This window comes from Senegalimassilia sp. (assembly GCF_977052095.1).
Window position 1 is genome coordinate 1 of the sequence record NZ_CDRSTZ010000069.1, and the last position, 7,069, is coordinate 7,069.

Consider the following 7,069-nt stretch of genomic DNA (forward strand, 5'->3'; position numbering starts at 1 on the left):
ATAATATAGTCATAGAAAAAGCCACCCGGAGGCGGCTTTCGATTTTGAATGGCGGGATGTACGAGACTTGAACTCGCGACCTCCGACGTGACAGGCCGGCGCTCTAACCAACTGAGCTAACACCCCGTTCAGCTGCGAGAAAGTACTATACAGGAGATACCGAACCGACGCAAGAACTTTTTTCAAAAAGTTTTGCCGATCCGAAATCTGGCCTTCCCCGGCTCCCACACTTGCTCGACAAGCATCTCAGGAAGGCAAAACAAACGGTGGAAAGACGAAGCTGGTGCCGCAAAGCGGGACAAAGGGACTGTCCCTTTGTCCCACAAACCTAACGAATGACCTGTCCCCTTGTCAGGTTATATTGCACGCTGATCGATGCGGGTCATGGACAGCACGCGCAGCGGCTGGCCCGCGGCGGGCGGCTCGATGGACTGCGTCCAGGCGTTGTCCAGCAAAAACGCCAACGACATCTCCTCGGGCGCCCGACCCGTTTCGTCAGCCGTCAGCGCGGGGCCGTTGACCTGCTCCAGGCACGCCGCCAGCAACTTGTCGGGGCGCAGGCTGCCTGTGGGCTTCTGCTCAAGCGTGAACGTGAGCGCGCTGCCCTCAAGCACCATGTCGCCCACCAGAAACTCCGCGACGTTGAGCACCTTCTCCTTCTTCTTGCGGATAATGCGCACCTGTGCCGGCACCGGCAGCTGAGCCGGGGCCGCCGACAGGATGGCGCGATACGTGCTCAGCGGGAACGCGGCCGAGGCTGCAGGCGCCTTCGGCTCGATGTAGACGCACTCCTTCACCATCAGGTCGGGCACGCTTGCCGCTTGCAGAGCCGCCAGCGCCTCGTCGGGGCGCACGTAGCGCACAAGCTGCAGGTCGACCATCTCGTGCGTGCCGCCCACGCCCACCGGCAGCGCCGCGCCGAACGCGATCTTCATGTGCGGGCTGAAGCCCTGCGACACGGCGAAGGGAAGCTGCGCGCGGCGCACAGCGCGTTCGAGCGCGCGGGCGATCTCAAGGTGCGAAAGCAACGCCAGGCGCCCTTGCTTGGCGAACGTGATGCGCATGCGGAACGTTTGCTGCTCGGCCATTATTCCTCCCCTCGCTCAGCTGCGGACGCGACAGCGGGCTCAGCATCGCTAGACGCATCAGCGACGGAAGTCGCGCCAGCTGCAGCACCGCCACCAGCACCAGAAACGGCAACATCATTGTCGGTAGCAACAGCCGACGCAACTTTGCTAGCTGCAGCACTATTTTGTCCAGCGGCGACCACCGTCGTTTCGCCGGCTTCCGCCTGGCCAGACGCACCGGCGACGCCCACAGAAGCAGCGGCGCCTTCGCCAGCCTCATCTGCATGTGCGTTCGAGCCACTAGCGATACGCGGCTGCGCCAGCTGGTTGTCCACGCCTAAGCCCGGGCACGCGCCGCACGCGGCGCAGCGTTCGAACGTGCAATCCGGCGTGGTGCGCTCGGCCGCCGCCTTCTTGCGCTCGTGCGCCAGAAAGCGCGTGGACACGCCCGTGGAAATGTGCTCCCACGGCATGACGTAGCTGGTGTCGTAGCTGGTTTGGGCCACCTCGGCGGGGTCAAGCCCCACCTCGGTTGCCGCATCGCGCCACGCCTGCTCGCGGAAGTGCTCTGTCCAGGCATCGAAACGCGCGCCGCGGCGCCACGCGGCCTCCACCCACGCCGCCGCCTGCCTGCCGCCGCGGCTCATGACGGCCTCGACGAAGCTGGTGGACGGGTCGTGCCAGTGCACGTCGATGGCGCGGTACTTCACGGAACGGCGCAGCAGCGCAACGCGACGCAGCGCCTCTTCCGGCGCGATCTGCCCGTCCCACTGAAACGGCGTCTGAGCCTTCGGCACGAACAGCGCGCACGACACCGACATGCGGATGTTGCCGCGCTGCTCAACGGGCACGGCCTTCTTCGCGCGATCGTAAGCGCGCTGCACCAGGCTGGCGATGCCCTTGATGTCGTCGTCGGTTTCGGTGGGCAGGCCGATCATGAAGTACAGCTTGCAGCGACGCCATCCCGCGCCGAACGCCGCATCGATGGCCCCGAACAGGTCGTCTTCGGTCACCTGCTTGTTGATGACGTCGCGCAGACGCTGCGTGCCGGCTTCGGGCGCGAACGTAAGGCCGCCTTTCTTCTGCCCGGCCACCAGGCCCGCCATGTCCACGCCGAAGCTGTCCAGGCGCTGCGACGGCACGGAAATGCGCACGCCCTTGCCCTCGAACTGCTTGTTCAGGCGCGTGAGGATATCGGCGATCTGCGAATGGTCGGTCGATGACAGCGACGTAAGGCTGACCTCGTCATAGCCCGTTTCCGCCAGGCCTTCGATAACCGAGTTCACGATGTTGTCGGCCGAGCGCTCGCGCACGGGGCGGTACATCATGCCCGCCTGGCAGAAGCGGCAGCCGCGGGCGCACCCGCGCAGCACCTCCACGTTCAGGCGGTCTTGCACCACCTCGGTGAACGGCACGATGCACGGCTCCCACCCGGGGCTTTCCGCGAACCCCTCGAACACGCGCTTCTGGATGTGCGCAGGCAGGCCCTCTTCGACCGGCTCGATCCAGCTGCCCGCCTGCTGCGCTTCCTCGGCGCTGCGCCAGCGGTACAGGCTGGGCACGTAGTAACCCTCCATGTGCGCCAGGGCGCGCAGGATGTCGGCGCGCTTGGCGCCTTCACCGCGCATGCGGCGGATGACCTGCAAGCATTCGGGCAGCGTCTCCTCGCCTTCGCCGATGATGAAGAAGTCGAAAAACGGCGCGTACGGCTCGGGGTTGAACGTGCACGGACCGCCGGCGATCACGAAGATGTCGTCTTCGCCGCGGTCTTGGGCATGCAGCGGGATGCCCGCCAGGTCAAGCGCCTCAAGCACGTTCGTGGCCACCAGCTCGTGCGACAGCGTGACGCCAAGCGCATCGAACTCGGCCACGGGCGCGCAGCTTTCGATGGAGAACAGCGGCAAGCCCTCGCGGCGCATGGTGTCGCAGAATTCCGCCGCCGGCAGAAACGCGCGCTCGGCCACCATGCCGTCCACGGCGTTCACCACGTTCACCAGGATGCGCAGCGCCTGGTTGGCCTGCCCCAGCTCGTAGGTGTCCGGGTACATCATGCAGAACCTGAAGTCGGCTTCGGGCTTGTACACGCAGCCGAACTCGTGGTTCAAGTAGCGCGCCGGGCGTTCGGCGCTTGCCAGCAGCGGCTCAAGCCGCGGCCACAAATCTGTCACGTTATCCCCCTTGATTCTGCCCGCAGGCCACATGACCTGGGATTTTCACGAAATGCGGAATGACCGCGAGAATAATCAGGCGCGCTTTGCAACGCGCCCGGAACATGCTTCTTGCACGCAGGCGGGTATCCGGCGTTAGCGCGCGGCGGGCTCTGGCTTCGCGCCGTCGCGCCCAACCAGCCAGCAGCAGCACGCCACCCGCCGCAGCGAACAGCTGGTTGGCTGCACGCCACCGTGTCCAGTCGATCGACAGCGGCGCGCTGCTCGCCGAAACGCGCGCGGCTGCCGCCGCGCCTTACCGGCCCAGCTTCGCGCGCAGGCCCGCCACCGCGTCGCTGGCTTTCTGGCGCACGGCGTCCACCGCGGCCGCGCCGTTGTCGGCGGCCGCGCCCGCGGCCTGCTTCGCCACGGCGGCAACCACCTTGTCGCGCGCGCCAGCCACGTACTCGGCGAACTTCGCCACCGTCGGGCCGCCCGCATAGTACTCGATGGCCGCGCGGCCCATAGCCTGCGTGCCCGAATACCCCACGGCAGCCTTCACGGCCCAGCCAAGCACGGGCACGGCAGCCGTAAGCTGACGCGCCACCGTGCGGCACGCGAACGCGCCGCCCACCAGCGCCGCAAGCTCGCGCACGCGGCCAGCGTCAAGCGACTGACCGTAGGCGGCCGAAATCTGCAGCAGCATCTTTGCCTGGTTGAGCGTCATGACGGGCAAATCGGCGCCCGGAATCAAAAACAGCAGGCCAACACCGGCATTTTGTACAGCCGTAGCGTTGACGGTTTCCAGCGCCAGCGGACGGCGCACGAACGGGAATGCCCAGGCAAACGCCAGACGCTTGCCCCTGCACGCCGCCGCAACCCACGCGCCCATGCGCGCATCAAGCGTGGCGCGCGCTTCTTCGGTCAGCTCGATGGGTTCGTGAATGCCCACGTCGCCGTCTTGCGGCGGCTTCGGAGCGCCCCACGATGCGCCGATGGCCGGCGCGCTTGCCGCGGCGGTGGACACGTGCTCGTACACCTTCGCCGTCAGCTTCGGCGCCACGATGTCCGCCTCGGGAATGGCGTTGCCCGCGGCCTTCGCGATGGCGGCCACCAGCTGCGGCAACGTGGTTGCCACCATGGTGGGCACGCCCGCCGCGCGGCACGCTGCCGCGCACGCCCCCACGCGCTCGTCAAGGCCGGCCACAATGGCGGCCATGTCATCGTCAGGATTGGGCTCGAACCGGCGTCCGTCCAGGTAGATGAGCGATACGCGCGCCGTTTCCGATGCGCTGGCAAACGCCTGGCGCACGTGGGCCTGCACGTCGCCGGGCGCGCTGGGGTCCACATACACGCTGACGGAGATAGGCACCGCGCGCGCGGCCTCAACGTTGACGGCCTCTTCAAGCACCGCCCCGATATCCACAGGAAGCTGCATGGCGTTCCTTTCCTAGTGCTGTTTAAGCGCGGAGTTGTGCGTCCACACCGACCCGATCATGCCGAGCATGAAGAAATTCACCACCATGAACGACGAGCCGTAGCTCATGAACGGCAGAGGAATGCCCGTGATGGGCATAAGGCCGCAGTCCATGCCGATATTCTCGAGAATCTGGAACAGCCACATCCCCACGACGCACATGACGATGACCATGCCGAACAGGTCGCCGGCACCGCGCGCTATGCGAAAGCATATCAAAACGAGCGCCGCGTACAGGCCCAGCAGCACCAGCGCCCCGAAAAATCCCAGCTCTTCTGCAAGCACGCAGAAGATGAAGTCGGTGGGCGCCTCGGGCAAAAGTCCCAGCGAGTGCTGCGTACCCTGGAACAGGCCTTTGCCGAACAACCCGCCCGAACCGATGGCCACCTTCGCCTGTTGCAGGTTGTAGCCCTCGTCGGTGGTTGCCGTGCCCGACTGGTCCATGAACACCAGCAGGCGGTTGCGCTGATACTGCTTGAGCAGCTTGTATTCGCCCGTTGAGGACTTGAACACCTCGTCGACGGCGAACACGGCGGCGATGGCCGCTATGCCCACAGCCAGCGTGATAAGCAGGTATTTCGGGCGCGCACCACCCATGACCAGGGCGAACGCGGCAATGCACAGGTAAACCAGGCCCGTGCCCAAGTCGGGCTGCGTCATGATGCACACAAACGGCACCAGCATGATGCCTAAGGCCTTCAGGTACTCGCGCGGATCGTCAAGCCGCCCGCCGTAGCGCGCCATCACGGCCGCGTCCATCAGGATGACGGTGATCTTCGCGAACTCGCCGGGCTGAATCTGCATGCCCAGCTTGATCCAGCTTTTCGCGCCCATGCCCGCGTCGGTGCCCAGGCCCGGGATGTGCGGCGACAGGATGAGCACCACGTTCACGATCAGGAACAGCGTGGTGTATTCCGACAGGCGCCGGTAATCGAAGCGCCACATCAAGATCATGCAGATGACGCCCACGGCCACGCCGCCGATCTGGCGGCTGTACTGGTAGTCGGCGTCCACGCGCACGGCGGAGTACACGATGGTCAGGCCGTAGCCCACCAGCAGCACGATGACAACGAGGAACGGCAGGTTCAGCCACGGAAAGCGGCGCGAACGACCCGCCGAGCGCGACATGGATGCTTCCGGATGACGCAGCGAATTGATTTGAGGCAATTGCGGCATGGTGCTCCCCCTTTCCGTTAGTCCGAACGTCCGCCTGACGTGCTTTTGCCGGCGCCTTCCAGCGAACGGCCCGACGAACCTTCGATGGTTCCCACATCACCCGATGCGGAATCGGACGCAAGCGCAGCCGCCATGACCTTCGCGGCAATGGGACCGGCAACCGCCGAACCGCCGCCGCCATGCTCAACCAGGCACGCCGCCACGTACTTCGGGTTGTCGTAGGGCGCATAGCAGGCGAACCACGCCGTATCTTCCATATCCGTATATTCTGCCGTGCCCGTTTTGCAGGCCACGGTTTCGGGGTCGATACCCTGCTCGTTGAAAAGCTTCGCGATGCTTTCGGTGTCGGTGGTGACGCCGCGCAGCGCGTTGCGGATGACGGCCAGGTCGCTCATGGACACGTCCGGCGTGTCAACCACCTGCGACTGATACGTCAGCGCCACGTCGCCCGCGGCGTTGCGCACCTCTTTGAGCAGGTGGGGTTTGACGATGTTGCCCGAAGCGATGGCGCCATAGCCTACGGCAATCTCCAGGGGCGTGACCAGCACATAGCCCTGGCCAATGCACATGTTCGTGTAGTCGCCGCCCTTCCACTGCGCGTCCTCGGGCGTGTCGCGGAAGTATTCGGCCTTCCACTCGGGCGTGGGAATGCGGCCGGCCGCTTCGCCGGACAGGTCGATGCCGGTGGTTTGGTCAAGGCGATACTTCTTCAGGAAGTCCTGCAGAAGCGTGGCCGACTTGCCCTTGTTCGCACCAGCGTCCCAAAACTTGTAGCCGATGTCGTAGAACACGACGTCGCACGAGTTCACGATGCCGCCGCGCAGATCAAGCGTGCCGTGGCCGCCTTCCTTCCAGCATTTCTGCACATCGCCGGAATTGAAGCCGTCCCACTCGCCCGTGCACGTCCACGTTTCGTCGGCCGTTGCCATGCCGTTTTCAAGCGCGGCCAGGCCGGTAAAGGCCTTGTACGTGGATGCGGCCGGGTACGTGCCCTGCACAGCTCGGTTGAGCAGCGGGCTGAACGCCTCGGTTGATTGCAGCAAGTCAAGCTCGTCCTGCGTGATGCCGCCGACGAACGTGGAAGGCGTGAACGTGGGATAGCTGGAAAGCGCGACGATGCTGCCGTCGGTGACGTCCATGACCACCACGGCGCCGCCCGTGCCTTTGCCCGAGCCAATAGCCCCGCCATCAGGGCAAATAGT

The 7,069-nt window shown here is 65.3% G+C and carries 5 protein-coding genes and 1 tRNA gene; all 6 read right to left on the bottom strand.

Features of this window, described 5'->3' with window-relative positions; all coding sequences use genetic code 11:
* Window positions 1-49: 49 nt before the first annotated feature.
* Window positions 50-126: transfer RNA gene (locus ACWI6D_RS09055), tRNA-Asp, on the bottom strand.
* Between the two features lie 230 nt (window positions 127-356).
* Window positions 357-1,088 carry a TIGR03936 family radical SAM-associated protein gene (locus tag ACWI6D_RS09060; RefSeq protein ID WP_449134444.1) on the bottom strand — a complete coding sequence of 244 codons (732 nt, stop codon included), beginning with the start codon at window positions 1,086-1,088 and terminating at the stop codon, window positions 357-359.
* Complete coding sequence (locus ACWI6D_RS09065) at window positions 1,088-3,235, bottom strand: TIGR03960 family B12-binding radical SAM protein (protein WP_449134445.1); 2,148 nt, start codon at window positions 3,233-3,235, stop codon at window positions 1,088-1,090. The genes ACWI6D_RS09060 and ACWI6D_RS09065 overlap by 1 nt, the downstream gene beginning before the upstream one ends.
* Window positions 3,236-3,530: 295 nt before the next feature.
* On the bottom strand, window positions 3,531-4,652 hold the full coding sequence (locus tag ACWI6D_RS09070; protein ID WP_337369195.1) for a hypothetical protein: 1,122 nt from the start codon (window positions 4,650-4,652) through the stop codon (window positions 3,531-3,533).
* Between the two features lie 12 nt (window positions 4,653-4,664).
* Entirely contained in the window at window positions 4,665-5,867 is a 1,203-nt protein-coding gene (locus tag ACWI6D_RS09075; protein WP_449134446.1) for an FtsW/RodA/SpoVE family cell cycle protein, read from the bottom strand.
* A 17-nt stretch (window positions 5,868-5,884) separates the two neighbouring features.
* On the bottom strand, window positions 5,885-7,069 hold a 1,185-nt coding region (locus ACWI6D_RS09080; protein WP_449134447.1), incomplete at its 5' end, for a penicillin-binding transpeptidase domain-containing protein.

Bases quoted from the DNA above. Each gene is read 5' to 3' on its own strand.
- ACWI6D_RS09060 (WP_449134444.1), bottom strand. From the start codon at position 1,088: ATGGCCGAGCAGCAAACGTTCCGCATGCGCATCACGTTCGCCAAGCAA.
- ACWI6D_RS09070 (WP_337369195.1), bottom strand. From the start codon at position 4,652: ATGCAGCTTCCTGTGGATATCGGGGCGGTGCTTGAAGAGGCCGTCAAC.
- ACWI6D_RS09075 (WP_449134446.1), bottom strand. From the start codon at position 5,867: ATGCCGCAATTGCCTCAAATCAATTCGCTGCGTCATCCGGAAGCATCC.